Origin of the sequence: Paucibacter sp. KBW04 (assembly GCF_003852425.1) — a bacterium.
In the GTDB taxonomy this organism is placed as follows: Bacteria; Pseudomonadota; Gammaproteobacteria; order Burkholderiales; family Burkholderiaceae_C; genus Paucibacter_A.
In genome coordinates, this window is record NZ_QAJN01000015.1 from 91979 (window position 1) to 117069 (window position 25091).

The window sequence follows — 25091 nt, forward strand, 5'->3', positions numbered from 1 at the left end:
ATCAATCCTTATTCGAATGAATAGCTGGCGCTGACGGTGTAGCGACGACCCAGCTGATCGGTCGCGCCTTGATCGTAGTAGTTGAACACCGAAGGCACGCCGGAGCTGAAACCATAGGTGCCCATCACATTCAAGACCGTGGCCGACAGAGTCACATTCTTGAAGCCACGATAGGTGGTACCCAGGTCCAGCGACTGCTGCGGCGTGTTGTAGCAATAGCCATTGGCACGCAGCAAGGTGTTGGAGGCCGTGGTCGAGCTCAGGCAGGTATCGGTGGTGGAACGCTTCAAGCCGTCGGAATGCGAGATGCGGGCAAAGCTGTCGAAGTTGGCCGTCTCCCAGTTCAGCGTCAGCTTGACCTTGGTCTTGGGGACGTCCGAGTTGGTCGTGCCCACGGCGTAGGTCACATCGCTGGTGTCCAAGATTTTGTAGTCGTAGCGGCGGGTGTAGGTGCCATCGACCTTGAGCTTGAAGCGGCCCAGCTCGGTATCGGGGAAGCGCACGGTCAGGTCGTAGTCCAGGCCACCGGTCTTGGTCCAGTTGTAGTTGCCATATTGGCGCACCAGCATCAGGATGGGGCCGCTATTGTCCACACCGGGCAGCCAGGTCGTGGGATTGGGGTCACGCACGATTTGGGGGTTCGGAGCCGTCGGATTCTTAGCTGCGTCCTCCATGATGTCCACACCACGCTGGCTGCGGATCTCGTTCTGGCGCTCGAAATACCAGGCGTCCAGGCTCAGATCGACTGCCTTGGAAGGCGAGAACACCAGGCCCAGGGTGGCGGAGCGGGAGGTCTCGGGCTTCAGGTCGGGGTTGGCCGCGATGGTGGTGGCGATGCTGCCTGGGTTGGGCGTGCGCGAGGCAAAGCCCAGCACATTGCAATCGCGGCTATTGGAAGGATCGGCCTTGCTGACCGGCTTGGCAGGGTTGCTCACATCGCAACGAATCGGATCCACCACGGCATAGGAGCCGAAGGAGTGGAAGGACGAGGCGTAAGAGTTGCCGATCTGCGAGATCGAGGGCGCACGGAAACCCGTGGCCGCCGTACCGCGCACCAGCACCACCGAGGGCACCGCCATCCACTTGAAGCCCAGCTTGCCGGTATTGGCATTGCCGAAGTCGCTGTAGCGCTCGGCACGCAGGGCGGCTTGCACTTCCAGGTCCTTCAGCACCGGCAGACTCAACTCACCAAACAAGGCGGTGGAGTTGCGACTGCCCGAAGCGCCGTTGGCCACCAGGCCGATGAAGTCGCCGCTCTTGTAAGCGTCGTTAGGTACCGACTCCAGGGTCTCGCGGCGGAACTCGGCGCCCAGAGCTACACCGGCCTTGCCGCCGGCCATATCGAACCAGAGGCGGCTGGCGCGCAGGTCAACGGACGCAATGCTGGCCTTGCCATCAATGACGGCATCGGAGGCCACGCTGGCGATGGCCGCTGCGTCATTGGCCTTGGTAAAGCGATAGGTCTTGTCGGTGATGGCCTTGCTGAGCAGGGAGGCACGCAGCTCGTTGCCACGCACGCGGCTCATGTTCTGAGTGCTGTAAAGCAGGGCGCTGTCGATGTCCCAATCCCCCACCACGCCTTCAACGCCAACGGTAAAGCGCGAAGCTTGCAGCTCAGTGGTGTCTGTGCGCGGAATATCGGCAAAGCGATACAGCAGTTGCACTGCCTCGGGTTTGGCCCAGGCATTGGTCGGGTTGTCCGGATGGCCCACGGGCAAGACGATGGCCGGGAAGCTTTGCATGCTGCCGTCCAGCTTGGGCCATTGCACCGCATTCTTGGCGGTGCTTTGCGTGAACAAGCTGGTGGTCAGTGCGCGGGGTGTGAGCAGGGATTCGGTGGTGGTCTTGGACAGCATCACGTCGGCATAAGCCGTCAGGTCCTTGTTCACAGCGAAGGTGCCGCGCAGCGAGCCGCCAATACGGTCTTGCTTGGAGATGATTTCGGTGGCGCTGTCGAGGTCGTAACGGCACATGCCTTTGGGCATATTGGGTGTGCCGTAGTCCGTGCCGGTGCCAGCAGGCTGGAAGCCCGGCAAGCGCTGAGACAAGCCCTTGCCCACCAGCATATCGTCCGGGCAACCCGCCAGACTGCCAAGGAAGTTGACGCCGGAGGCGCTGTTATTGGCGACGCTATAGCCGTCGATAACGGTGCGGCCAGACAGGCTGGTCGGCACTCGGTAGAAATTGGCAAAGGGCGAGGCCGCCGAGCCGGGGGAGAAGCGGGACAAGCTGCCGTCCAGATTCAACACCTGGTCGGCCAAGGCCTGATCGCCTTGATTGCGCAGCTCGGTCGCCATGACGCGATCACGCTTGCTGACCTCCAAGCCACCGTAGATATTGAATCGTTGCGTGTCCAGATTGCCGAAGCCGAAGGCCGCATTGGCCGTACGTGTGCCGCCCACGCCGTCGTGATTGACGGTATAGCTGCCGCCCAATTCACCACCCACATAGTCCTTGCGCAGGATGTAGTTGACAACACCAGCCATGGCATCGGAGCCATACATGGCCGAGGCGCCGTCCTTCAGGATGTCGATGCGCTCCACCGCGCCCTTGGGGATGGTGTTGACGCTGACCATATTGCCGCGTCCGAAATTGACGTCCACCGCGGCGGCGGGCGCAATACGACGGCCGTTGATCAGGGTCAGCGTGCCTTGCGAGCCAAAGCCCCGCAGAGAAACCGTGGACAGACCCGAGACAAAGCCCGAGCTGGCACCATCGCCGATGGAAGAGCTGTCCACCGCGCTGACCGTGCGCAGCATCTCTTCGATGCTGGCGTAGCCCGACTTGCGGATGTCCTCGCGCGAGATGCTTTGCACCACGGAAGGCGTTTCCTTGTCGATCCGTTTGATCAGACTGCCCGTCACCTCGACGCGTTCGATCTTGGCGGGCGTGGTCGTGTCTTGGGCGAATGCTGTGGCGCAGCTGCTGATCAGGGCCAGGGTCAAGAGATTGTGGCGATGTTTCATGGGGTTCCTCCTCGCAGATACTTGTCGCGCCCACTCAAGGTCGGGTCACAAGCGAAGTCCGCACATTAAGAGCCCGCTAACAGGTATTTATGACATTTGGTTTGCTAGAGTGTTCCGATGGTTATGTTGAGCTCCCCCGCCGCTGATCCGCAACTGGCCGAGGCCTTTGTCGCGCGGCGCCTGAGCTTGCGCCATCTGCGCCTGATCCTGGCCTTGAATGAGGGGAAGAGCATCAGCGCAGCGGCCGAGTTGCTGCACGTCACTCAACCGGCCGTCAGCAAATCTTTGACCGAGCTGGAGCAAGGCCTAGGACAAACCCTTTTTGTGCGAAGAGGGCGCGGTTTTCATGCCACAGCCCTGGGCGAAAGGCTGATCGGCCTGGCAAGCAAACTGGAATCAGATCTGCGCCGTGGCAGCGAAGACGTGGCCGCCATCGTGCGCGGCACCCATGGGGAATTGCAGATCGGCGCCACCAATGCCGCCCTGCCCCAACTCTTGCCCGATGCCATGGCCTTGATGAAGCAAGAGCGCCCACTGGTCACCATCAGCGTGCGCACCCATGCGCTCAGCGATCTGATTGACGAGTTGCGCCAAGGTCGGCGCGATCTGGTGCTGGCGCGGGTGCCGCCGATCGAGATGCCGCCCGATATCGAGGGTCAGGTCTTGCTCAAGCAAAACGAGGTGGTGGTGATCAGCTGCGTCCACCCCCTGGCCAAACAGCGCCAGCTGGACTGGCAGCAGCTGCATCAGCTGGCCTGGGTCGGCCCCTTGCCCGGCACCCGCATGCGGGGCTTGATGGACCGCATGTGGCAAACCCTGGGGCTGGCGCCGCCCTGCAATTTGATCGAGACCGGCGACATCATGCTGGTGCTCAGCATGATGAAGCGCCTGCCCCTGCTGGCCATGATGCCCCAGCATGTGGCGCGGCTGGCGGCCCAGCAAGGCATCGTCAAAATCCTGCCGCTAGAGGCCAAGGTGGGCCTGGCCGATCTGGCCCTCTGGCATCTGCGCGAACCCCAGTCGGAACTGGTGGAACGGTTCAAGACCTTGTTGCAGCAAGTCGCCCAGGACTACATCCGGCGCGAATCCGCTCAGGCGTAAACCTCCGCCTCCGGATCAGTGACCTCCAGCTCATAGCTGGCCGCCAACATGCCCAGACGGGCGATCACGCCGTACATATAGAAGCGGTTGGGCGCACTCGCGCCAGGCTTCTCGCCCGGGCGCGGCAGTTGGGAGGACTGCGAGAAGGCCAGGGGCACATAGCTGGCGCCGGGAGCGTTGAGGTTCTCGTCCATGCCGCGGTCGGCATGAATGCGGTAGAAGCCACCCACCACATAACGGTCCATCATATAGACCACCGGCTCGGCCACGGCGTCGTTGACCCGCTCGTGCGTCACCACGCCTTCTTGCACCAAGACCTGGTGCACGGCCTGGCCGTCCTTGATGACGCTCATCTTGTTGCGGCAGCGGCGACTCAGCTCCTCCACCTCCTTGGCATCGCGCACAGTCATCACGCCCATGCCATAGGTGCCGGCGTCGGGCTTGACGACGACGAAAGGCTTTTCCTGAATGCCGTATTCCTTGTACTTGCGGCGGGTCTTGCTCAGCACCGCATCCACATGGGTTTGCAAGGCCTCCAAGCCCTGGCCCTCGCTGAAGTCCAGACCTTCCACCGGCACCGAAAGCGGGTTGATCAGCCAGGGGTCCATGCCCAAGAGCTTGGAGAACTTCTTGGCCACATCTTCGTAGGCCTTGAAATGCTGGCTCTTGCGCCGCAGGGCCCAGCCGGCGTGCAGCGGCGGCAGCAGGTATTGCTCATGCAGATGCTCCAGCACGCGCGGGATGCCTGCAGAAAGGTCGTTATTGAGCAGAATCGTGCAGGGGTCAAATCCCTTCAACCCCAGGCGGCCGCGGGTGCGCAGCAAGGGCTCGACCGTCAGGCTGCTGCCGTCGGCCAGGGCCAGCTCGGTCGGGCCGGTGACGGATTCGTCCAAGCTGCCCAGGCGCACATTCAGGCCGGCCTGGGTGAAGATGCGAATCAGCGTCGCCACATTGCTGAGGTAGAAGCTGTTGCGGGTGTGGTTCTCCGGGATCAGCAGCAGGTTTTTGGCCTCGGGGCAGATCTTCTCGATGGCCGCCATTGCCGCCTGCACGGCAAGAGGCAGCATCTCGGGCGTCAGATTGTTGAAGCCACCGGGGAAGAGATTGGTGTCCACCGGCGCCAGCTTGAAGCCGGCATTGCGCAAATCCACCGAGCTGTAAAAGGGCGGCGTGTGCTCCATCCACTCCAGGCGGAACCAGCGCTCAATCGCCGGCATGGACTCCAGGACGCGCTGTTCCAATTCGTTGATCGGGCCTGTCAGTGCGGTAATAAGGTGGGGAACCATGGCGGCGGGTGCTCGGGTGGGGGTGAAGCTATTCTAGAGATGGCAGCACATTGGGCCTTTATCGAAGAAGCCAAGCCCCAAGCCCGCAGTAATAATGCGAACGTGGCGCACCGCGCCTGCCTTTCACCACCTATGGCTTCGAAAATACTCGTCATCGAAGATCAGGCCGAGATTCGCCGCCTGATCCGTTGGTCGCTCGCTGAAACCGATCACCAAGTTCAAGAGGCACCCAATGGCAGCCTGGGCTTGGCCATGGCTCAGACGCTAAGGCCGGACCTGATTTATCTGGACGTGATGATGCCCGGCGAACTGGACGGCATCGCGGTCTGCCAGCAACTGCGCCAAGACCCGGCCACCGCCGGCCTCTTGATCGTCGTCCTCAGCGCCGATGCCAGCCAGGACAACAAGGCCCGCGCCCTGGCGGCCGGTGCCAACTTCTTCTTGCCCAAGCCCTTCAGCCCGGCCAAATTGCTGGAGCTGACCCAAGTGCTCTTGCGCAACAAGACCCAGGCCCCGGTGGATCCCGAGGCCCCCTGATCTCAAGCCCAATGTGAAGAAAGCCTGCCTGGCAAGATGCCGGGCAGGCTTTTGGCTTGTCTAGGCAAGGCCGGCAGGCTGCCGACCCTTCCCACTTGGCGAGGGCTTACTTGTGATAAGCCGTCTCGCCGTGCGAGCTGATGTCCAGACCTTCGCGTTCTTCTTCTTCGGTGACGCGCAGGCCTATCGTCAGGTCGACGATCTTGTAGGCGATCACCGAGACGATGCCGGACCAGATCACCGTCACACCCACGGCCTTGGCCTGCACCCAGACTTGCGAGGCGATGGAATAAGCATCCGGCGTGATCATGGAGGCCGTCACCCAGTCGCCCACGGCGCTGGGGCCACCCAGGGCGGGGGAGTTGAACACACCGGTCAGCAGCGCACCGATGATGCCGCCCACGCCGTGCACACCGAACACGTCCAGCGAGTCATCCGCGCCCAGCAGCTTCTTCAGGCCCGACACACCCCACAGGCAGGCGAAGCCGGCGATGGCGCCGATGATCAGCGCACCACCCACACCGACATTGCCGGCCGCGGGCGTGATGGCCACCAGACCCGCCACCGCACCGGAGGCCGCGCCCAGCATGGAGGCCTTGCCCTTGTGCAGCGCTTCACCGACCGACCAAGCCAGCACCGCCGCAGCCGTGGCCACAAAGGTGTTGATGAAGGCCAGGGCGGCAAAGCCATTGGCTTCCAGGGCCGAACCGGCATTGAAACCAAACCAGCCCACCCACAGCAGGGAGGCGCCGACCATGGTCAGGGTCAGGCTGTGCGGGGTGAAGGCTTCCTTGCCGTAACCGACCCGCTTGCCCACCATATAAGCACCCACCAGGCCAGCCACTGCGGCGTTGATGTGCACGACGGTGCCGCCGGCGAAGTCCAGGGCGCCCCATTGCCAGATCATGCCGGCCGTGCTGTTGACCTGATCGACCACGGCCGCGCTGGTGTAGGCATCCGGGCCGGCCCAGAACCAGACCATATGCGCGATGGGCAGGTAGCTGAAGGTGAACCACAGGGCCAGGAACATCAGCACGGCGGAGAACTTCACCCGTTCGGCAAAAGCACCGACGATCAGGCAGCCGGTGATGCCCGCAAACGTGGCCTGGAAGGCGGCAAACACGATCTCGGGAATGACCACGCCCTTGCTGAAGGTGGCGGCGTTGGCGAAGGTGCCGGCGACGTTGTCCCAGATGCCCTTCATCATCAAGCGATCGGTGCCGCCGATGAATTTATTGCCCTCGGTGAAAGCTAGGCTGTAACCGTACAAGACCCACAGCACGACGATCATCGAGAAGGCCACCATCACCTGCATCAGCACCGACAGCATGTTTTTGCTGCGCACCAGGCCGCCGTAGAACAGGGCCAGGCCGGGCACGGTCATCATGATGACCAGCAGGGTGGACAACATCATCCAGGTGGTGTCGCCCTTATTGGGCACCAGCACGGGGGCGGAGGCAGCTTCTGCCGCGGCGGAGGCTGCAGCCACAGGGGCCGAAGCCGCCGCTGCTTCGGGCGCCGCAGCTGTGGCGACGGTCGCAACCGCAGAGGCGGCTGCCGAGGCGGCGTCCTGAGCCCAGGCCGCGGGGGTCAGCACCGCTGCCGCCAGGGCCAGACAGGCAAAGAGTTTCTTCATTTGAAGCTCCAAAAGGGAGAGATAGCGAACAAGTGATGAGTGGGGTGGTGAGGCGAGCGCTGCTGCTTAAAGCGCTTCCTTGCCCGTCTCGCCGGTGCGGATACGCACCACCTGATCCAGCGGCGACACAAAGATCTTGCCGTCGCCAATCTTGCCGGTCTTGGCGGCGGTCTCGATGGCTTCGATGACCTGATCCACCACGGCGTCATCGACGGCCGCCTCGATCTTCACCTTGGGCAAAAAGTCCACCACATACTCGGCGCCACGGTAGAGCTCGGTGTGCCCCTTCTGGCGGCCAAAACCCTTGACCTCGGTGACGGTCAGACCTTGCACGCCGATGGCGCTGAGGGCCTCGCGCACCTCGTCAAGCTTGAAGGGCTTGATGACGGCTGTGATCAGTTTCATGATTTGTTTCCTCGCAGATCTCGTTAATGGCAAAGGTCTTGGTGCTTCAGAAGGTCTTCTTGACCGACACCACAAACGCCGTCTTGCCCAGGTTCTTCAGCGAATCCATGCTGGAGCCGCCCTGGTAGGCCTCGGTGTCGGTGCCGATCACGGCGGCGCCGAAGGTGAAGCCGGCATAGTCCTTGTTCAGCGTCAGCGCGTAATCGGTGTAGCTGCCGGCGTCGTTGTTCTTGAGCTTTTGGTAGCCGATATGCGGGGTCAGGGTGAAGCCCTCGCCCAGCTCAAACGTGGCCGAGACATCCAGATAGCCGCTGCCCTTGCTGTCGGCCGTGCCAAACAGATTGGTGAGGCTGTGGGAGTACTTCGCAGTCACCGGGCCGAAAGTGGCGGCCGCGTAGATCTCGGTCGTGTTGGCGCTGGGGTTAAGGTCGTTTCCGGGGTATACATAACTCAACAAACCCACGTCAAGCGTCAAGCCCTTGGCGACCTCGGTCTTGTAGCCGCCGTAGAGGTCGATCTCGACATTGGCGCCGCCGTTGTAGGGGGCGTCCTTGATCCACTTGATGGTGGAGCCCCAGGCGCCGATGTAAAAACCGCTCTCGGCGGCGTAATCCACGCCGCCTTGCAAGGCGGGCTGCAAGCGGGACTGGGCAATGCCGCGGTAGCGGTACTCGCTGGCCAGGCTGAGATTGAAGCTCAGGGGGCTGGCGGCGGGCGCGGCCGCTGCCGGCGCCTCCTCGGCATGGACCGACAGAGTGCTGGACGCTAGGGCGAGGGCAAGCAGGGCATACACAGTCTTCATCGCGGAACTCCTGGCAAGGTTTTGGACAAATACAAAGGGAGGGGCTAGCAAGCTGAAACGATTTGCTTCAAGCACAGCAGCTTCCGTGCCAACTCCCCGTCGGCCCAGGGTTTCACCTGGCGACGTAGCGCCAAGCATGGGCGGCGCCCCATGACAAAAGACTGCACCCTGCTTGGCGAAAAATTCACCAAAGCGCGGTGTAGCCGGTCGAAGGCACAGCGCCTGCAAGCGCATTCTTTTGGTGCATGCACCGCTTGCGGGCGCACGATGGCGAGCGGGGCTCGCCCGCGCGAGCTGCAAAAGGCAGAATCGGCCCGACATGGTGCAGACCGAGAGGGAATCCCTATGTCTCTGGCCCTGGTTCACAGCCGATCTTTGGATGGCATCAGCGCGGCGGCCGTCAGCGTGGAGGTTCATCTGGCCAATGGTCTGCCGAGCTTCACCCTGGTTGGCCTGGCCGAAACCGAGGTCAAGGAGTCGCGTGAGCGGGTGCGCGCCGCCCTGCAGAACAGCGGCCTTTCCTTCCCACACAACAAGCGCATTACGGTCAATCTGGCTCCGGCCGAAGTGCCCAAAGAAGGTGGGCGCTTCGATCTACCGATTGCCCTGGGCCTGCTGGCGGCCAGCGGCCAGATCGATGCGCAAGCACTGGCCGGGCTGGAATGCGCGGGCGAACTCTCGCTCAGCGGCGAGCTGCGCCCGGTGCGCGGCGCCCTGGCCATGAGCCTGGCCCTGCGGCGCGAGGGCTTGCCGCGCCAGCTGCTGCTGCCCCAGGCCAGCGCGGCCGAGGCCGCCTTGGTGGAGCAGGTGCAGGTGCTGAGCGCCCATCATTTGCTAGAGGTGGTGGCGGCCCTGCAGCCGGGCAGCGAGCAGGGCCTGGCGCAGGCCAGAGCGCAGGCGGCAGCGCCGCCACTCAGCGGCCCGGATCTGCGCGATATCAAAGGCCAGGCCGCCGCCAAACGAGCGCTGGAGATTGCGGCCGTAGGCGAGCATTCGCTGCTTTTGGTGGGCCCGCCGGGCACGGGCAAGTCCATGCTGGCGCAACGTTTGAGCGGGCTGCTGCCGCCACTGGACGACGAGCAAGCGCTGGAGTCGGCGGCGGTGCTGAGCCTGGCCGGCCAGTTCCAGCCCTCGCGCTGGGCGCAAAGAGTGATGCGCAGCCCTCACCACACCGCCTCGGCCGTGGCCCTGGTGGGCGGCGGCTCACCGCCCCGGCCGGGTGAAATCTCCCTGGCCCTGCATGGCGTCTTGTTTCTCGATGAATTGCCGGAGTTCAATCGCCTGGCCCTGGAGGCCTTGCGTGAGCCGATGGAAACCGGCCGCATCCTGATCTCGCGCGCGGCGCGGCAGTCCGAGTTCCCGGCGCGCTTTCAGCTGATCGCGGCGATGAACCCTTGCCCTTGCGGCAACGCCGGCAATCCCTTGCGCGCATGTCGCTGCTCACCCGATCAAATTTCGCGTTACCAAGCGCGGCTGAGCGGCCCGTTTCTTGATCGCCTGGATCTCTTGATCGAGGTCCTCATGGTGCCCCCGGCCGAGCTGGCCGCCCTGCCCGCCGGTGAGAGCAGCGCCTCGGTGGCGGCGCGCGTAGCCGCCGCGCGGGCCTGGGCCCATGAGCGGCAGGGCTGTAGCAACGCGCGCCTCACGGTCGACCAGTTGGACAAGCTCGCCGCCCCCGAGCCGGCCGCCCTCGCCTTCTTGCAAAAGGCGGCGGAGAAATTAGGCTGGTCGGCACGCAGCTACCACCGCGTCCTGCGGGTGGCCCGCAGCATCGCCGACCTGGCCGGCAGCACCCGCCTGAACCCAGCCCATATGGCCGAGGCCATCCAGATGCGGCGCGGGCTCAGGACCTAAGCGAGACAAAGACGCTGAGGCCTGAAATTACTGGCGGATCAACTCGCCATCGCGCACCCGCACGACTTCATCCACCTTGACGCCGGGATCGTTGGCGAACTCAAAGCTGCGCGTGCTGGCGTCGGAGAAACCCACTTTCACCAGCCAGACTTGCTGGGCTTTGTGCTTCTTCTCCATCTCATTGCCGAAATAGCCCCCGGCCGCAGCACCACCCACGGTCGCCAGCTTCTTGCCATTGCCGCCGCCGATCTGATTGCCCAGCAAGCCGCCGATCACCGCACCGCCCACGGCACCGAGGCCACTGGCCTCACCAGCGCGCTGTTCCTTGCGAACCGACAGGACGGTGGCGCACTCATGGCACAAGGCCGGCTTGGCCTGAGCCACCGGCACCTGCTTGGCCGCTGAGGCCCCATCGCTTGTGGCCGCCTTGTCGTTCTTCTCAACTGGCTTGGCCACGCTTGGATGTTTCGTTTGAGACTTGAGCGGCACGGCCACCGGCTTGGCGCTGGACTCCCCCGTTGGGGTCGCCTGCGCACGAGGTAAAGGGGTTAGAGCGGAAGAGGCTGCGGCGCCTGCCCCAGCCACTTCGGCCGGCGACAGGGTCGCAGCCTCGCTGCTTGCCGAGGGGATGGCACTCAAATCCTTGCTGGACTGCGAGCGCCCCAGGGCATATACGCCGGCCAGCAAGGCGGCGAGCAGAGCGATAGCGATAAAACGTTGGGATGTGCTAACAGAGCTATTCATGGGAGAGATGGGGGAGAAATTGCATTCGCAGCTCGAATGGAACCGCGTTCAATTTCCAGCATGCCACGGTCGATTCAAAAAACAGTCCACCGAAATGATGAGCATGTAAGCACTTGCAATCAAGCCCTGCAAGCGCCCCCAACTTGAGCCGCGTCAATCTTTCTCCACATCCCGCTCGCCGCCTCAAGCCCTCATAGCAGGGGCGCCAGCGCGCGCTCGGCGGCGAGCTTGTCCAGCGCCATGCGCCGGCCCCAGTCCGCCACCTGATCCGCCGCGATGCGACCCACATTGAAGTAAGCCGCTTGCGGGTGGGCAAAGTAAAAGCCTGAGACGCTGGCGGCCGGGGTCATGGCCATGGATTCGGTCAGGCCCATGCCCACCTCTTCGGGCGCCAGTACGCGGAAGACCTCGCGCTTGACCAGATGGTCCGGGCAGGCCGGATAGCCTGGCGCGGGGCGGATGCCACGGTACTTCTCGGCGATCAAGTCCTCGGCCGTCAGCGCCTCGTCGGCGGCATAACCCCAGAACTCGGTGCGCACGCGCTGATGCAGGCGCTCGGCAAAGGCTTCGGCCAGGCGGTCGGCCAGGGCCTTGAACATGATGGCGGAGTAGTCGTCCAGATCGGCGATGAACTGAGCCTCTTTCTTCTCCACACCCAGGCCCGCCGTTACGGCAAAAAGACCGATGTAATCCGGCACGCCGCCCTTGGGCGCGATGAAGTCGGACAGGCAGCGGTTGGGCCGCTTGACACCATCGACCACCGGTCGCTCGGACTGCATGCGCAGGCCATGCCAGGTCATCAAGACCTCGCTACGGCTCTCATCGGTGTAGATCTCGATATCGTCGTCATTCACCTGGGCGGCCGGGTAAAGGCCAAACACGCCATTGGCCTGCAGCCAGCGGCCGGCAATCAGGCGCTGCAACATGCGCTTGCCATCGCTGTAGACGCGCTGGGCCTCGGTGCCCACGATCTCGTCCTTCAAGATGGCCGGGAAGGGGCCGGCCAGGTCCCAGGTCTGGAAGAACGGGCCCCAGTCGATGTGTTCGGCCAGCTCGGCCAGGTCGTAGTTGCGGATGAGGCGGCGGCCGATGAACTGGGGCTTGGGCGGCTGGTAGCTGGCCCAGTCCATCTGCGCCTTGTTGGCGCGCGCCTGCGCCAGCGTGACCATGGGCGTCTGCTTCTTATTCGCGTGCAGCTGCCGCACTTGCTCATAGTCGGTCTTGAGTTCGGCGATGAATTTGGCGGCACGGTCGTCCGAGAGCAGATCGCTGCACACGCCCACGCTGCGCGAAGCGTCGGGCACGTAGACCACCGGGCCCTCGTAGTGCGGCGAGATCTTGACGGCCGTGTGCACGCGGCTGCAGGTGGCGCCGCCGATCAAGAGCGGCGTGCCGCGCGAGCTGAAGTACTCGTCGCGCTGCATCTCGGCCGCCACATGCTGCATCTCTTCCAAGCTGGGGGTGATCAGGCCGGAGAGGCCGATGATGTCGGCGCCCTCGGCCTTGGCGCGGGCCAGGATGTCCTGGCAGGGCACCATCACGCCCATATTCACGACCTCGAAGTTATTGCACTGCAGGACGACGGTGACGATGTTCTTGCCGATATCGTGCACATCGCCCTTGACGGTGGCGATGACGATCTTGCCCTTGGGCTTGGCTTCGGCGCCGGCCGCGATCATGGCCAGCTTCTCGGCCTCGATATAAGGCAGCAGATGGGCCACGGCCTGCTTCATCACCCGCGCCGACTTGACCACCTGGGGCAGGAACATCTTGCCCGCACCGAAGAGATCGCCCACCACGTTCATGCCGGCCATCAAGGGGCCTTCGATCACATGCAGGGGGCGGCCGCCCTTGGCGGCAATCGCCTGCCAGGCCTCTTCGGTGTCGGCGGTGATGAACTCGGTGATGCCGTGCACCAGGGCATGGCTCAGGCGCTGATCCACATCGCCCGCACGCCAGGCCAGGCGGGCGGTGTCATCGATGGCCATGCCCTTGGCGCGCTCGGCCACCTCGATCAGGCGTTCGCCCGAGTCGGCGCGACGATTCAGCACCACATCTTCCACCCGCTCGCGCAACTCGGCGTCCAGATCGTCGTAGACGCCCACCATGCCGGCGTTGACGATGCCCATGTCCATGCCCGCTTGAATCGCGTGGTAGAGGAAGACGGTGTGGATGGCCTCGCGCACCGGGTCATTGCCACGGAAGCTGAAGGACACATTCGACACGCCACCACTGACCTTGGCGCCGGGCAGGTTTTGCTTGATCCAACGGGTGGCTTCGATGAAGTCCACCGCGTAATTGTTGTGCTCCTCGATGCCGGTGGCGATGGCGAAGATATTGGGGTCAAAGATGATGTCCTCGGGCGGGAAGCCGACCTCGTCCACCAAGATCTTGTAGGCGCGCTCGCAAATCTCGATCTTGCGGGCATAGGTGTCGGCCTGGCCCTGTTCGTCGAAAGCCATCACCACGGTGGCGGCGCCATAACGGCGCACCAGCTTGGCCTGGCGCTTGAACTCGGCCTCGCCCTCCTTGAGCGAGATGGAGTTGACGATGCCCTTGCCCTGGATGCATTTGAGGCCGGCCTCGATGACGCTCCATTTGGAGCTGTCGATCATGATGGGCACGCGGGCGATCTCGGGCTCACCGGCGATCAGGTTCAAAAAGCGCACCATGGCGGCCTGGCTGTCCAGCATGGCCTCGTCCATATTGATGTCGATGACCTGGGCGCCGTTCTCTACCTGTTGGCGGGCCACCGCCAGGGCGTCCTCGAACTGACCGTTCAGGATCAGGCGGGCAAAAGCCTTGGAGCCGGTGACATTGGTGCGCTCGCCCACATTGACGAACAAGGTGCCCGCACCAATTTGCACGGCCTCCAGGCCGGACAGCTTCATCGCAGGAGGGGTGGGCTTGGCAGACAACGACATGGCGGACCTCAAATTTCGGGGGGCCGCGCGCTCACCGCGACCCAGACAAAGGGATTCGGTGAGCGTCGTTGCTGGGCGGCACCCACGGTGCCTGCCCTTGTTCAAGCCTGGCTCACCCGGGGGTGAGTCGCAACGCTCCTTGAACCAGACGCCGATTTTATGCTCAGCGCGGCCCAAAGCTGCGGCTAAGTCAGCGCTAATCCGGCCCTAATCCTCAAGCTGTGCAGCGCAAAGGCCGACAATCTATCGGTGATCATGGCTTGTCGGCCTGGATCGCGTACAAAGCCACCACCGTTACACCCCAAGGGCTGCCCCAGGCCCGTCTTCCCTTTGCCACTGCGAGCTCGATTTGGAACTGATCCCCTTCCCCGCCCTTGCCCTGCGCTTTGGCCAAGCCCTGCCCTATGCCATCCGCGACGCGGAAGGCAAGCTCTTGGTCGCCAAGGGTCAGGTCTTGCAGGACAGCGAGGCGGTGCGGGAGATGATTGCTCGCGGCGTCTGGGTGCGGGCGGTCGAGACCAAGGAGTATCAAAAAGCCCTGGCCCACAAAATGGACACCTTGATGCACCAGGGCGCGGCTCTGGGAGAAATCATCAAGGCCGAGGCCGACTTTCGCCCCGAACGCGCTGGCACGCGGGTGGAATTGGGTCAGCAAGAGGCCTGGGCCGACTTTCTGGTCAACGCGGCCAGCTTTTTGCGCGAGCCCCGGGTGGACGATTTCCGCCCGCGCTTTCAGCTGCTGCATCAAGAAGCCCTGGCCCGGGTGCAGCGGCAGCCCGATGAGGTCTTGATGCTGCTGATCTTCAACAGCAGCCTGGACTTTCATCAGTACAGCGCCCGCCATGCCTTGCTCAGCATGGTGCTGGCCGAACTCTGCGGCCGCCAGCTGGGCCTGCACGAGGAGGAGCAACTGGCCCTCAGCCAGGCCGCCTTGAGCATGAATATCGCCATCACCGCCACCCAGGACCGCCTGGCCAATCAGATCGACCCGGCGGCGGATTACCAGCGCAAGGAAACCCTGGGCCATGGCGACCGCAGCGCCGAACTGCTATTCGCCCTGGGGGTGCGCTGCGAGCTGTGGCTGCAAACGGTGCGCCTGCACCACGAGGCCGGCCCGGGAGCGCTGGAAGGACGCGCTCCGGCCGAGCGCCTGGCACGCCTGCTGCGCCGTATAGACAGCCTGGGCGCCAAGCTGAGCCCGCGCCGCTCCCGCCTGGCCTTGTCGGCCGCGGCGGCGGTGCGCTCGGTCTATCTGGACGAGTTGAAGCAGCCCGATGAAGCCGGCGCGGTGCTGGTCAAAACCTTGGGCCTTTACCCGCCCGGCAGCCTGGTGCGACTGGCCAATGGCGAGGTAGGCATTGTGTTCAAGCGCGGCCACAGCGCCACCGAACCCTGGGTCGCCGCCCTGCTCGGCAAGAGCGGCAACCCCTTGAGCGAGCCGGTGCCCCGCGACACCCGCCTGGCCACCCAAGCCATCAGCAGCAGCTTGGCGCCGCACGAGATGAAGCTGCTGGTGAATATGGAGCGGCTGCTGCGCCTCTAAGCCCGGGCTGCCTCAGAGCAAGCTGCTGAAGAACTTTTCCCCGCAGACCCGCGGCTTGTAGGCCGAAACCTGGGCCGCAATCGCGGCGATATGCGCGGGGGTGGTGCCGCAGCAGCCACCGGCGATATTGAGGAAGCCGCTCTTGGCGAACTCGCTCATCAGGCGGCCGGTCACATCGGGCGTCTCATCAAAGCCGGTGTCGCTCATGGGGTTGGGCAGGCCGGCATTGGGGTAGCAGCTGATGGCCGTGGCGCCGGCCGCCTTGGCCAGCTCCTCGATATAAGGCCGCATCAGCGTGGCGCCCAAGGCGCAGTTGAGGCCAATCGCCAAAGGCTTGGCATGGCGCACCGAATGCCAGAAAGCGGTCACGGTCTGGCCCGAGAGGATGCGGCCCGAGGCATCGGTGACGGTGCCGGAGACGATCACCGGCAGGCGCTCGCCCGTGTCTTCCATCAACTCGTCCAGGGCGAAGATGGCGGCCTTGGCATTCAGGGTGTCAAAAATCGTCTCGACCAGAAACAGGTCCACCCCGCCCTCCAGCAAACCCTTGGCCTGCTCGTAATAAGCGGCGCGCAAGGTGTCAAAGTCCACATTGCGAGCACCGGGGTCGTTCACATCCGGGCTGATGGAGGCGGTGCGGGGCGTCGGGCCTAAGGCGCCGGCGGCAAAGCGGGGTTTGTCGGGCGTGCTGTATTTGTCGCAGGCTTGGCGAGCGATACGGGCGGCGGCCACATTCATCTCATAGGCATAAGCCTCCAGGCCGTAGTCTTCCTGCGCCACCGAGGTGGTGCCGAAGGTATTGGTCTCGATGATGTCGGCGCCAGCGGCCAGGTATTGCTCGTGGATCTCAGCGATCACGTCCGGCCGGGTCAGCACCAGCAGATCGTTATTGCCCTTTAAATCCTTGGCATGGTCGGCGAAGCGCTCGCCGCGGAAGTCCGCCTCGCCCAGTTTGTAGCGCTGGATCATGGTGCCCATGGCACCATCAAGAATTGCGATGCGCTGCTGCAGGATGGCGGGCAGGGCCGCACCACGGGTAAAGGCGGGAGACGAGATATTCATGCCCGCATTGTAGAAACGAAGCACAAAGCCCACAAAAAACGCCCGCAGCCATGACGGCGGCGGGCGTCAATCACTCACAAAGAAAAGGGCTCAATACCCTTGAGTAAGCGTCTCAGCGGGCGTTGCGGCGGCGACGCGCCACACCCAACATCACGGCTGCACCGGCCAGCATCAGCGCATAGCTGGAAGGCTCGGGCACGGCCGCGGCCACGCCGTTGATGACGAAGGGCAGTTCACCCGTCAGGCCCGAACCCGTATCGGTCCAGGTGGCATAAGCACCGCCAGTCACGGCCTGCATGGCATTGCCTGTGCGTGCATCCGAGGTCGGCGGCTGCCAGGGGCCGGAAGCCAGCGAACCGGTCAGGCTCCAGCTCAGCCAGTAATGGCCGGCGCCCAGGGTGAAGTCGGTGACATCGGCTTGCGCCTTGTAGATACCGCGCTGGGTATTGGTCAGCGTGGTGGCTGTCACCCGATAGCCCTGCAGGCCGCCGTTGGTCAGGCTGGTCACGCCCGAGGCCACGATGGTGCCGGTGTTGGCATCACCCAGATGGATGGCCCAGGTGGCTTGTTGGAAGGTGAAACTGGTGGAACCGGTTTGGTAGCCGAAGAAGTCCAGGCTGCTGATATTCCAGCTACTGCCGGCGGCAATGGTGAAGTCATCGGCCACCGAGTTGCCGGCGCTGGTTTGGTTGCCCAGGCCCAAGGTGGTGGACGGCGAGGTCAAGACGGACTTGCCGCTGCTGTCCACCACCGGGCCGTTGTTATAGAGCTCGGCCGCCTGGGCCGCACCAGCGCTGATTGCCGCTGCGGCTGCAGCAAGCGTCAAGAGTGCAAATCGTTTCATCGTCTGTCCTTTGGTCGTCGCCATCGATTCAACAAAGCCCAGCAAGCGCTGTCGGACCGCGGTCCTCGGGCTTGACTGGAGGCTGACACGCACCGGGTGAAACAACCCCAGGGCAATGCGAGTTAACACAATAGCAACAAAGCAGGACGACGCTAACCCCCTGTTCTTGGCCCAGGAAAACCCCAGGATCCAAGCCGCCGAGAATAAGCGTTAGGCCTTAGCGGCCAGGGCGATTACGAGGGCCACGTGGGGCGCGGTCGGCACCTTTGTTGTCGCGCGGCTCGCGGGCGTCGCGTTGGTTCGGCCGTGCGTTGCGCGGTGCGAACTGCGGACGGGCTTCACGCGGCGGCTGAGCGGCGCGCTCGGCCTTGGCGATTTCCAGCAGACCTGGCAGCTCGGCTTCCGTCACGCCCTTGAGCGCACAGAAATTGGCCAGGGTCAGGGTGGTGCGCTCGTAGTCATGCAAGAGGCCGGCACGGTTGCGAGCCTGGGCCTGCTCCAACTCCACCCGCTCTTGCTGCACAGCGCGGCGACGCGCCAGCTCTTCGCGGGCGGCCGTGCGGTGCTCTTCGCTGAGTTCACCGGCCTGATTGCCGTCCAAATCGAAACGATGGGTGGCACGGCCCAGGGCGATCAAATAACCCGTGTTGCCGGTGTAGCGGCGCAGAAAGCCCGAGAGCTGGGCCTTGCTGAACTGGCCCGGCGCACGGGCCTGGATATCGACCTGAACACGCAGCTTGACCGGCTTGAAACCATTGCCGCCGAACAGGGCCGGGAACAAGGTCTTGAGCTTGGCGGCAACGGCGGCAGGCGACAACTCAGCGGCCGCCGGCGCAGCGGCAGCGCTTGCCGTCTCGACGGTCTCGCCAGCCTCAGGCGCGGCGTCGGGCTGGGCAGCAGGCAGCGAAGTCAGGTCGTCCGAATTCAGAGGGGACGTCGAATCCGGCGTCACGGTGGAAGTTTCATTCATGGGCTGCGCGCAAACACTTCAAGAAAAAGTTCAAGCCCCTATTGTCCACTGCCTTGAGGCAATTTATTGCGCGCGGTGCGGCGTGGCTTTTTACCTCAGCCAAAGACTTTCTTAAGCAAGGCGCTGCCCGTGCCCACCGGGTCCTTGCGGATCTTGCGTTCCTCCTCGGCAATCATCAGGAACAAACCGTCCAGGGCCCGACCCGTCACGTATTGCTGGATATTCGCGTCCTGACCGCGAATCAGGCCCAGACCTGCAGCCTTGCCGGCCACCGCGTTGTATTTGTCGGCCAGGGCCACGCGCTCGGTGGCCTGGGTGACGATGGGCAGAAACTTCTGCGTCAGAGGTTCGCGCGTTTTGCCGGCAAAGAATTGCGTCGCCGCATCGTCCCCGCCTTGCAAGATGCGCAGGCCATCCTCCACGCTCATGGACTTGATGGCCGAGAGCAGCAGCGGCTTGGCGGCCGGCACGGCGGCCTCGGCCGCACGGTTCATGGCTGTCACCAACTCGTCCACCTGCTTGCCCTGACCCGTCATCTTGAGCAGATTGGCACCGTCCTTTAGGTAGCCGGGCAGCTCGATGCGCACGGCGGAGTTGCCCAGAAACCCATCTTTGCGACCCAGGCCATCGATGGCCACCGCCGCACCACGCTCCAGCGCGGCACGAATGCCCGAGGCCGCATCGCCTTCGCTCAAGCCCGCGGCCCGCGCCCAGGGCGCCAGAGCCAGAGTCGCGCAAGCGGCGGGTACAAAAAGCAGGGAACGACGTTGCATGGCTTTCTCCTCGGCAAAGTTCAAACACTGGCTTCGACTGTAGCTTCGTGCAGGGAGACCACGTCCTGATCGATGGCGCCAAACACGCTCAGCCCGTCGCGGCCCTTCATCTCGATGCGTATGCTGTCGCCGAACTTCATGTACTCCGTTTTGGCTTCACCGCTCTCAATCGTTTCGATGGCCCGCTTTTCCGCAATGCAGCTGTAACCATGGCTCCAGTCCTTGTTGCTGACGGTGCCGGAGCCGACGATGCTGCCGGCACGCACATTGCGGGTCTTGGCGATGTGGGCGATCAGCTGACCGAAATGAAAGCTCATCTCCGGCCCGGCCTCGCACTGGCCGACCTTGCGGCCGTTCCACATCGATTGCAGGCTTAAGTCCACCCGCCCGCCGCGCCAGGCAGAGCCCAACTCGTCGGGCGTCACCGCCACCGGGCTGAAGGCGGTGGCGGGCTTGCTTTGAAAGAAGCCAAAGCCTTTGGCCAACTCGGCCGGGATCAGATTACGCAGGCTCCAATCATTGGCCAGCATCAGCAGGCGTATGCCGTCCAGGGCCTGGTCCGGGCTGGCGCCCATGGGCACATCGCCGGTGATGACGGCCAGCTCGGCTTCGAAGTCAATGCCCATAGCCTCGGAGGCAAAACGGGCCGGCTCACAAGCGCCCAAAAAATCATCGCTGCCGCCCTGGTACATCAGGGGGTCGAGGTAAAAGCTCTCGGGCACCTCGGCGCCGCGCGCCTTGCGCACCAACTCCACATGGTTGAGATAGGCCGAACCATCCGCCCACTGATAGGCCCGCGGCAGCGGCGCCATGCATTGCTTGGGTTCGAAGTTGAAGGCATGGCGCAGCTTGCCGTGATTCAGGCTGATGGACAGCTCCTCCAGCTGGGGCGACAAAAAGCCCCAGTCGTCCAGCACCTGCTGCATGCGGGTGGCGATGCCATTGGCGTAATGCGCTTGGCTGAGGTCGCGTGAGACAACGACCAGCTGGCCGTCGCGAGATCCGTCGTGATAGGTCGCAAGTTTCATCGGAGCTTGGGCTTGAATTCGAAAGAAGGGCAAAGCAATGGCAGCATTGTCCAATGCGCCGCATCATGCCCTCTCGAATCACGCCGGCCCAGCCCGCCAAGCGCCAGGCCCTACGGGTCCTGGGCTATGCCCTGGGCCTGAGCCTGCTCGGGCATGCCGGCCTATTGCTCTTGAATTCCGAAGCCGAACCCGCCCGGGACACGAGCGGCAGCAAGGCCCAACTCCCCGCGCTCAGCGCCAGCGCCGCCGCAAGCAAAGCGACGCCTCTGGGCAGCGTGCAAACGCTTCCGGCAGCCGCCAACAAGCCAGGCCCCGAGCCGCCGCTTAAACCTGCGCAGAGAAATCCGTTGGCGAGTCCAAGCCCGGCACCGAAGCCAGCCGCCCTACCCAGCCAAGCCAAATCGCTGCAGGAATCGAATCCACCGAGCGGCACGCCCGCGCCCGCGCTCACCAGCCTGCCCAGCGGGGAATGGCATTACCAGCTCAGCCAACAGGGGCGCGAGGGCCAGGCCGTGCTGCGCTGGGATCTGCAGGCCGACGGCGCTTACGTCCTCAGCTTGGAACGCGAACTGGCCGGCCGCCCCCTGCCAGGCTGGCGCAGCCAGGGCCGGATGGACGCCCAAGGCCTGGCGCCGCAGCGCTTTGTGCAGACGCAAAGAGGACGCGAGCGCGCGGCGCTCAACTTCCGCCGGGAGGAAGGCGTGCTGAGCTTCTCGGCCAGCGAGGACTTGCTGCCGCTGGAGCCCGGCTTGCAGGATCGCCTGAGCTGGTGGCTGCAGCTCGCAAGCCTGGCGCAAAGCCAGCCCGAGCGCTTCAGGCCGGGGCGTGAAATTGCCCTGCGCGTGGCCGGCCTGCGCGGCCAGCCGCAGGACTGGATCTTCGAGGTGCTGCCCATGGAAGCCAAGGGATCCAGCCCCTTGCTGCATCTGCGCCGCCAGGCCATCAACGAATACAGCGGCGAGATTCATCTCTGGCTGGACCCGGCTCGCCAATATCTGCCTGTCCGTGTGCTTTTTCAGTTACCCGACGAGCGCGGCTGGAGTCTGCAGCTGATGCCTGCCCCGCCTGGGGAAAACTCGGCCCCCGATTCCAGGGAGGCACCGTAACTTTTTTGCATAGGCAACACAAATATTCTTGCGACAAGCCGCCGAACAGGGCTGGGTTCTGACACTATTTGTTCACGGCCGGAGCTTAGAGATGCCGATAAGGCTTGAAACTGCAGCTGCTGGCCGCAATTGATGCTGAAAGGAGCTTTCCATGCACATGCTTTACAACTCCCCCAGCTTCAGTGTCGTCAAGTTCGACATTCAGGTGGCCGAGCCCCAGCTTGGAGAATTCTTGACCGCCAATCCCGAGCTGCAACTGCATCGCGGGGGCTACGAGATCGTCGACAAATTCAGTCGCAAGGAGATCTTTATCGAAGGCGCCCTGGCCCAGCAGTTCCAGGACGGGGTCGAGGCCTTGATCGAGCAAGATCCCAGCGAAGAAGACCTCGATGACTTCATCGAGAGCTATGCCAGCATGGGGCATCAGCCGGTGGTGATGCACTGAGTCATCGCGCCCACCCACCATCTACCGTGACCTAGCACCGACAGTTGTCAGGTGATGGCAATGGGCTCTTGTACTGCGGGCGCCGCTAGGCCAAGATGCGGCAGCGCCACGCGGTCTGTGGCGAGTTGTCCACGAGGGATGCCATGGTGAAGCGCATTGCAAGCTCCCCCACCCCGCCCGCCATGACGGCGGCGGCCAAGGGTGCCGGGCGTTCGCGATCAAATGCCGCGAACGCCGCCTTCAAATCCGAGAGCAAGTCCGAAAGCGCCGTGCTGCCCTCCCCCGGGCTCAAGCAGGCCCCGGTCTTGGACCGCATGTGCTCGCAATTCGTGCTGACGCTGACCGTCAAGCATGCGGGCAAATTCAATCTGCGCCGTGACTTCAACGGCCTGCTGTCCTTCACCGGCCGCCATCTGGTCTGGCCGGTGCGGGTGCTGGGCCGGCTGCGTGAGTACCTCAAGCAGCGCTGCCAGGGCAATGAGTTGTGGACCGGCCACGAGGCCCTGAGCCACGAGGCCTTTCTGGAGCGCTACGGCGTCTGGACCGGCCCCTTCACCGAGTCCACCCTGTTCTTCTATCTGGACGAATACGTCAAGGACGCGCCCAAGGACATGCTGGCCCTGCTGGCCACCACCAGCGAATGGCTGGACCGCCAGCTTAAGCGCGAGTCCACCCTGGTCGAGACCAATATCGACGCCCTGGGCAATCTGCTGCAGCTCAACCCCGCCGAGCGCGCCCTGCTGCTTTACGGCACCTTGGCGCGCTACCAGCGCGAGCTGCGCGGCGCCCTGGTGGAGTTCAAGGTCAATACCGCGCAAGAGGCCTTTGCCACCATCGCGGCCGTGGCCGGGGTCAATGCCCAGGAGGTGGCCGAGGCCTTGCGCGCCGGCTCCCGGCTGGAGCGCATTGGCATGGTGGAGAACCTGATCTCCGAGCACAACATCACCGACCTGGCCGATCTGATGAAGGTCAGCGACCAGTTGCCGCCGGTGCTGATGCGCGAATACAAGGGCCCGCACGACCTGATGGCCGTGTTCACCCGCCCCGCGGCCAAGAGCCCCTTGTGCGCCGCCGACTTCGACTTCGTGGCCGAAGACTTGAGCGTGCTGGAAAGCCTTTTGCGCCAGGCCGTGTCCCAGAAGGGCTTGGGCGTCAACATCCTGCTTTACGGCCCGCCTGGCACCGGCAAGACCGAGCTGGCCAAGGTGGCCGCCCAAGCCGCCGGCCTCGATCTCTACGAGGTGGAATACGCCGATCGCGACGGCAACAGCCTGTCGGGCCGCGACCGCTATCGCTCCCTGCAAATCAGCCAGGTTTTCTTGAAGGCCAGCGCCCATGTGGCCTTGCTGTTTGACGAGGTGGAGGATGTGTTCCCGCCCCTCTCAAGCGACACCGCCCAGCTGATGGCGCGGCTGGACTCCAGCGTCGAGGCGCCCACCTCGGGTTCGGTCAGCGGCAAGGCCTGGGTGAACCAGATTCTGGAAACCAACCCGGTTCCGGTGATCTGGGTCACCAACCGCATCGAGCAAATCGACCCCGCCTTCCGCCGCCGTTTCCAATACCACCTGGAACTCAAATCCCCACCGCCTGGGGCGCGCTTGCGCCTAGTGACCACGGCGCTGTCCGATGTGGAGGTCAGCGCCGACTTCGCCGCCCAGCTGGCCGAGCGGCGCGGCCTCACGCCGGCCCAGGTACGCACGGCGGTGCGCTTCGCCCAACTGGCCGGCCCGGCCGAGGACTGCGAGCGCCTGATCCTGCGCCAGCTGGAGAACGCCGACAAAGCCCTGGGCCATCTGAACCACGAGCGCGGGGCGCGGCCCATGGTCACGCAGTACGCGCTCGATCTGCTCAACTGCGAATCGCGCTTCGAGATCCCCCGCATCGTCGCGGCCCTGCAAAAACGCAGCAGCGGCAACCTCTGTTTCTACGGCCCGCCGGGCACCGGCAAGACCGCCTTGGCTGAGCACATTGCCCAGTCGCTGAAGCGGCCCTTGATGATCCGCCAGGCCAGCGATCTGGCCAGCAAATTCGTCGGCGAGACCGAGCAAAACATGGCCCGCATGTTCGAGGCGGCGGCGGCCGAGGGCGCGGTCCTGCTGCTGGACGAGGCCGATAGCTTTTTGCGCAGCCGCCGCATGGCCGAGCGCAATTACGAGGTCTCCGAGGTCAACGAGATGCTGGCCGGCATGGAGCGCTTTGCCGGCATCTTCATCTGCACCACCAATCTGTTTGAAGACCTGGACGAGGCCGCGCTGCGCCGCTTCGCCTTCAAGATCCAATTCAAACCCCTGCTGCCCGAGCAACGCGAACGCATGTTCCGCCGCGAGGCTTGTGGGGACGATGCGGCCGTGCTGGATGCCATGCAGCGCGAGCGCCTGACGGCCCTGGACCTGCTCACCCCGGGCGACTTTGCCGCCGTGCGCCAGCAGGTGGAAATCCTCGGCGAGGCGCTCAGCCCCGATGAGTTCCTCTCCCAATTGGAAGCCGAGCACCGCGGCAAACCCGGCGTGCGCTCCAGACGAAACATCGGCTTTGGCAGCTTGCACTGAAAAATCTGGCAATCTGTCGGCATGAGTGCTCCTGCCGAACTCCCCAGCTACTTCAAACTCGCCACCCTCTGGCTGCTGCTATTCCTCGCCGTCTTCCTCGGCTTCAAGGCCTGGGAACACCAGCAGCAGCAAAGCCGCATCACGATCAATGAAGGTGAGATCCGCCTGCAGCGCGGCCCCGACGGCCACTTCCACTGGCCGGGGCGGGTGAATGGCATCGCGGTGGACTTTCTGATCGACACCGGCGCCACCCGCAGCGCCCTACCCCAAGCCCTGGCCGAGCAAGCCGGTCTGGTCTCTGAAGGGCGGGTCGCCTCCAATACCGCAGGCGGCATGGCCCAGGGCTACAAGGCTCGCGCCACACTGGACTTGCAAGGCGGGGTCAGGGCCGAGCGCCTGAGTGTGACCGTGCTGCCCGCCCTGGATGCGCCCCTGCTGGGCATGGACATGCTGTCCAAGCTCAGCTTCACCCAAGAAGACGGCCTGCTGCTGATACGCGCCGCCCAACCCTGATGC

At 64.0% G+C, this 25091-nt stretch carries 20 protein-coding genes and 1 riboswitch; of the genes, 8 read left to right on the forward strand and 12 right to left on the reverse strand.

What is annotated here, in order from left to right:
- Positions 1–8 precede the first annotated feature (8 nt).
- A complete protein-coding gene (locus DBR47_RS18775; protein WP_124452913.1) occupies positions 9–2966 on the reverse strand; it encodes a TonB-dependent siderophore receptor in 2958 nt (985 codons plus the stop codon).
- A 123-nt stretch (positions 2967–3089) separates the two neighbouring features.
- Between DBR47_RS18775 and DBR47_RS18780 the strand changes: the two genes are divergently transcribed.
- Positions 3090–4067: a LysR family transcriptional regulator gene (locus DBR47_RS18780; RefSeq protein WP_197047154.1), complete on the forward strand. Its 978-nt coding sequence runs from the start codon at positions 3090–3092 to the stop codon at positions 4065–4067.
- Here the strand turns inward: DBR47_RS18780 and gshA are convergent.
- Positions 4058–5353: a glutamate--cysteine ligase gene (gene gshA, locus DBR47_RS18785; RefSeq protein ID WP_124452917.1), complete on the reverse strand. Its 1296-nt coding sequence runs from the start codon at positions 5351–5353 to the stop codon at positions 4058–4060. The genes DBR47_RS18780 and gshA overlap by 10 nt on opposite strands.
- A gap of 132 nt (positions 5354–5485) precedes the next feature.
- On the opposite strand from gshA, the gene DBR47_RS18790 reads away from it, so the two are divergent.
- Positions 5486–5890, forward strand: coding sequence for a response regulator transcription factor (locus DBR47_RS18790; RefSeq protein WP_197047155.1), 405 nt, complete (start codon positions 5486–5488; stop codon positions 5888–5890).
- A 106-nt stretch (positions 5891–5996) separates the two neighbouring features.
- Here DBR47_RS18790 and amt read toward each other — a convergent pair whose 3' ends face one another.
- The 3 genes from amt to DBR47_RS18805 all read right to left on the reverse strand — a co-directional run bounded on the left by amt (position 5997) and on the right by DBR47_RS18805 (position 8733).
- Entirely contained in the window at positions 5997–7526 is a 1530-nt protein-coding gene (gene amt, locus DBR47_RS18795; protein WP_124452920.1) for an ammonium transporter, read from the reverse strand.
- 66 nt (positions 7527–7592) lie between these two features.
- The gene (gene glnK, locus DBR47_RS18800) at positions 7593–7931 is read right to left on the reverse strand and encodes a P-II family nitrogen regulator (RefSeq protein ID WP_124452922.1); all 339 of its coding nucleotides are present in this window, start codon (positions 7929–7931) and stop codon (positions 7593–7595) included.
- 46 nt (positions 7932–7977) lie between these two features.
- The gene (locus DBR47_RS18805) at positions 7978–8733 is read right to left on the reverse strand and encodes a TorF family putative porin (protein WP_124452924.1); all 756 of its coding nucleotides are present in this window, start codon (positions 8731–8733) and stop codon (positions 7978–7980) included.
- A gap of 345 nt (positions 8734–9078) precedes the next feature.
- Here DBR47_RS18805 and DBR47_RS18810 point away from each other — a divergent pair, with 345 nt between their 5' ends.
- On the forward strand, positions 9079–10587 hold the full coding sequence (locus DBR47_RS18810; RefSeq protein WP_124452926.1) for a YifB family Mg chelatase-like AAA ATPase: 1509 nt from the start codon (positions 9079–9081) through the stop codon (positions 10585–10587).
- 27 nt (positions 10588–10614) lie between these two features.
- On the opposite strand, the gene DBR47_RS18815 is transcribed toward DBR47_RS18810, so the two are convergent.
- Together DBR47_RS18815 and metH are read right to left on the reverse strand one after the other, a co-directional pair.
- The gene (locus tag DBR47_RS18815) at positions 10615–11331 is read right to left on the reverse strand and encodes a glycine zipper 2TM domain-containing protein (RefSeq protein WP_124452928.1); all 717 of its coding nucleotides are present in this window, start codon (positions 11329–11331) and stop codon (positions 10615–10617) included.
- A 191-nt stretch (positions 11332–11522) separates the two neighbouring features.
- Positions 11523–14255 carry a methionine synthase gene (gene metH / locus DBR47_RS18820; RefSeq protein ID WP_124452930.1) on the reverse strand — a complete coding sequence of 911 codons (2733 nt, stop codon included), beginning with the start codon at positions 14253–14255 and terminating at the stop codon, positions 11523–11525.
- A 53-nt stretch (positions 14256–14308) separates the two neighbouring features.
- Positions 14309–14402, reverse strand: a riboswitch (S-adenosyl-L-homocysteine riboswitch).
- A 202-nt stretch (positions 14403–14604) separates the two neighbouring features.
- Between metH and DBR47_RS18825 the strand changes: the two genes are divergently transcribed.
- Positions 14605–15798 (forward strand): hypothetical protein, encoded by a 1194-nt coding sequence (locus DBR47_RS18825; protein ID WP_124452932.1) that lies wholly within the window; start codon positions 14605–14607, stop codon positions 15796–15798.
- A gap of 12 nt (positions 15799–15810) precedes the next feature.
- On the opposite strand, the gene DBR47_RS18830 is transcribed toward DBR47_RS18825, so the two are convergent.
- The 5 genes from DBR47_RS18830 to DBR47_RS18850 form a co-directional block, all read right to left on the reverse strand.
- On the reverse strand, positions 15811–16860 hold the full coding sequence (locus DBR47_RS18830; protein WP_124452934.1) for a homocysteine S-methyltransferase family protein: 1050 nt from the start codon (positions 16858–16860) through the stop codon (positions 15811–15813).
- Between the two features lie 112 nt (positions 16861–16972).
- Positions 16973–17704 carry a PEP-CTERM sorting domain-containing protein gene (locus tag DBR47_RS18835; protein ID WP_124452936.1) on the reverse strand — a complete coding sequence of 244 codons (732 nt, stop codon included), beginning with the start codon at positions 17702–17704 and terminating at the stop codon, positions 16973–16975.
- 217 nt (positions 17705–17921) lie between these two features.
- Positions 17922–18674 (reverse strand): ProQ/FINO family protein, encoded by a 753-nt coding sequence (locus tag DBR47_RS18840; RefSeq protein ID WP_124452938.1) that lies wholly within the window; start codon positions 18672–18674, stop codon positions 17922–17924.
- A gap of 95 nt (positions 18675–18769) precedes the next feature.
- Complete coding sequence (locus DBR47_RS18845; protein ID WP_124452940.1) at positions 18770–19447, reverse strand: DUF4197 domain-containing protein; 678 nt, start codon at positions 19445–19447, stop codon at positions 18770–18772.
- Positions 19448–19467: 20 nt separating this feature from the next.
- Positions 19468–20475, reverse strand: coding sequence for a fumarylacetoacetate hydrolase family protein (locus DBR47_RS18850; RefSeq protein ID WP_124452942.1), 1008 nt, complete (start codon positions 20473–20475; stop codon positions 19468–19470).
- A 65-nt stretch (positions 20476–20540) separates the two neighbouring features.
- Between DBR47_RS18850 and DBR47_RS18855 the strand changes: the two genes are divergently transcribed.
- The 4 genes from DBR47_RS18855 (at position 20541) to DBR47_RS18870 (ending at position 25088) form a co-directional block, all read left to right on the forward strand.
- Positions 20541–21581: a DUF3108 domain-containing protein gene (locus DBR47_RS18855; RefSeq protein WP_197047156.1), complete on the forward strand. Its 1041-nt coding sequence runs from the start codon at positions 20541–20543 to the stop codon at positions 21579–21581.
- Between the two features lie 151 nt (positions 21582–21732).
- Positions 21733–22026: a DUF3567 domain-containing protein gene (locus DBR47_RS18860; RefSeq protein ID WP_124452946.1), complete on the forward strand. Its 294-nt coding sequence runs from the start codon at positions 21733–21735 to the stop codon at positions 22024–22026.
- 182 nt (positions 22027–22208) lie between these two features.
- Complete coding sequence (locus tag DBR47_RS18865) at positions 22209–24575, forward strand: ATP-binding protein (RefSeq protein ID WP_124453193.1); 2367 nt, start codon at positions 22209–22211, stop codon at positions 24573–24575.
- Positions 24576–24596: 21 nt separating this feature from the next.
- A complete protein-coding gene (locus DBR47_RS18870) occupies positions 24597–25088 on the forward strand; it encodes a TIGR02281 family clan AA aspartic protease (RefSeq protein ID WP_124452947.1) in 492 nt (163 codons plus the stop codon).
- The last annotated feature ends 3 nt before the right edge of the window (positions 25089–25091 follow it).

Bases quoted from the DNA above. Each gene is read 5' to 3' on its own strand.
- DBR47_RS18775 (WP_124452913.1), bottom strand. From the start codon at position 2,966: ATGAAACATCGCCACAATCTCTTGACCCTGGCCCTGATCAGCAGCTGC.
- DBR47_RS18780 (WP_197047154.1), top strand. From the start codon at position 3,090: ATGTTGAGCTCCCCCGCCGCTGATCCGCAACTGGCCGAGGCCTTTGTC.
- gshA (WP_124452917.1), bottom strand. From the start codon at position 5,353: ATGGTTCCCCACCTTATTACCGCACTGACAGGCCCGATCAACGAATTG.
- DBR47_RS18790 (WP_197047155.1), top strand. From the start codon at position 5,486: ATGGCTTCGAAAATACTCGTCATCGAAGATCAGGCCGAGATTCGCCGC.
- amt (WP_124452920.1), bottom strand. From the start codon at position 7,526: ATGAAGAAACTCTTTGCCTGTCTGGCCCTGGCGGCAGCGGTGCTGACC.
- glnK (WP_124452922.1), bottom strand. From the start codon at position 7,931: ATGAAACTGATCACAGCCGTCATCAAGCCCTTCAAGCTTGACGAGGTG.
- DBR47_RS18805 (WP_124452924.1), bottom strand. From the start codon at position 8,733: ATGAAGACTGTGTATGCCCTGCTTGCCCTCGCCCTAGCGTCCAGCACT.
- DBR47_RS18810 (WP_124452926.1), top strand. From the start codon at position 9,079: ATGTCTCTGGCCCTGGTTCACAGCCGATCTTTGGATGGCATCAGCGCG.
- DBR47_RS18815 (WP_124452928.1), bottom strand. From the start codon at position 11,331: ATGAATAGCTCTGTTAGCACATCCCAACGTTTTATCGCTATCGCTCTG.
- metH (WP_124452930.1), bottom strand. From the start codon at position 14,255: ATGTCGTTGTCTGCCAAGCCCACCCCTCCTGCGATGAAGCTGTCCGGC.
- DBR47_RS18830 (WP_124452934.1), bottom strand. From the start codon at position 16,860: ATGAATATCTCGTCTCCCGCCTTTACCCGTGGTGCGGCCCTGCCCGCC.
- DBR47_RS18835 (WP_124452936.1), bottom strand. From the start codon at position 17,704: ATGAAACGATTTGCACTCTTGACGCTTGCTGCAGCCGCAGCGGCAATC.
- DBR47_RS18840 (WP_124452938.1), bottom strand. From the start codon at position 18,674: ATGAATGAAACTTCCACCGTGACGCCGGATTCGACGTCCCCTCTGAAT.
- DBR47_RS18845 (WP_124452940.1), bottom strand. From the start codon at position 19,447: ATGCAACGTCGTTCCCTGCTTTTTGTACCCGCCGCTTGCGCGACTCTG.
- DBR47_RS18850 (WP_124452942.1), bottom strand. From the start codon at position 20,475: ATGAAACTTGCGACCTATCACGACGGATCTCGCGACGGCCAGCTGGTC.
- DBR47_RS18855 (WP_197047156.1), top strand. From the start codon at position 20,541: ATGCCCTCTCGAATCACGCCGGCCCAGCCCGCCAAGCGCCAGGCCCTA.
- DBR47_RS18860 (WP_124452946.1), top strand. From the start codon at position 21,733: ATGCACATGCTTTACAACTCCCCCAGCTTCAGTGTCGTCAAGTTCGAC.
- DBR47_RS18865 (WP_124453193.1), top strand. From the start codon at position 22,209: ATGACGGCGGCGGCCAAGGGTGCCGGGCGTTCGCGATCAAATGCCGCG.
- DBR47_RS18870 (WP_124452947.1), top strand. From the start codon at position 24,597: ATGAGTGCTCCTGCCGAACTCCCCAGCTACTTCAAACTCGCCACCCTC.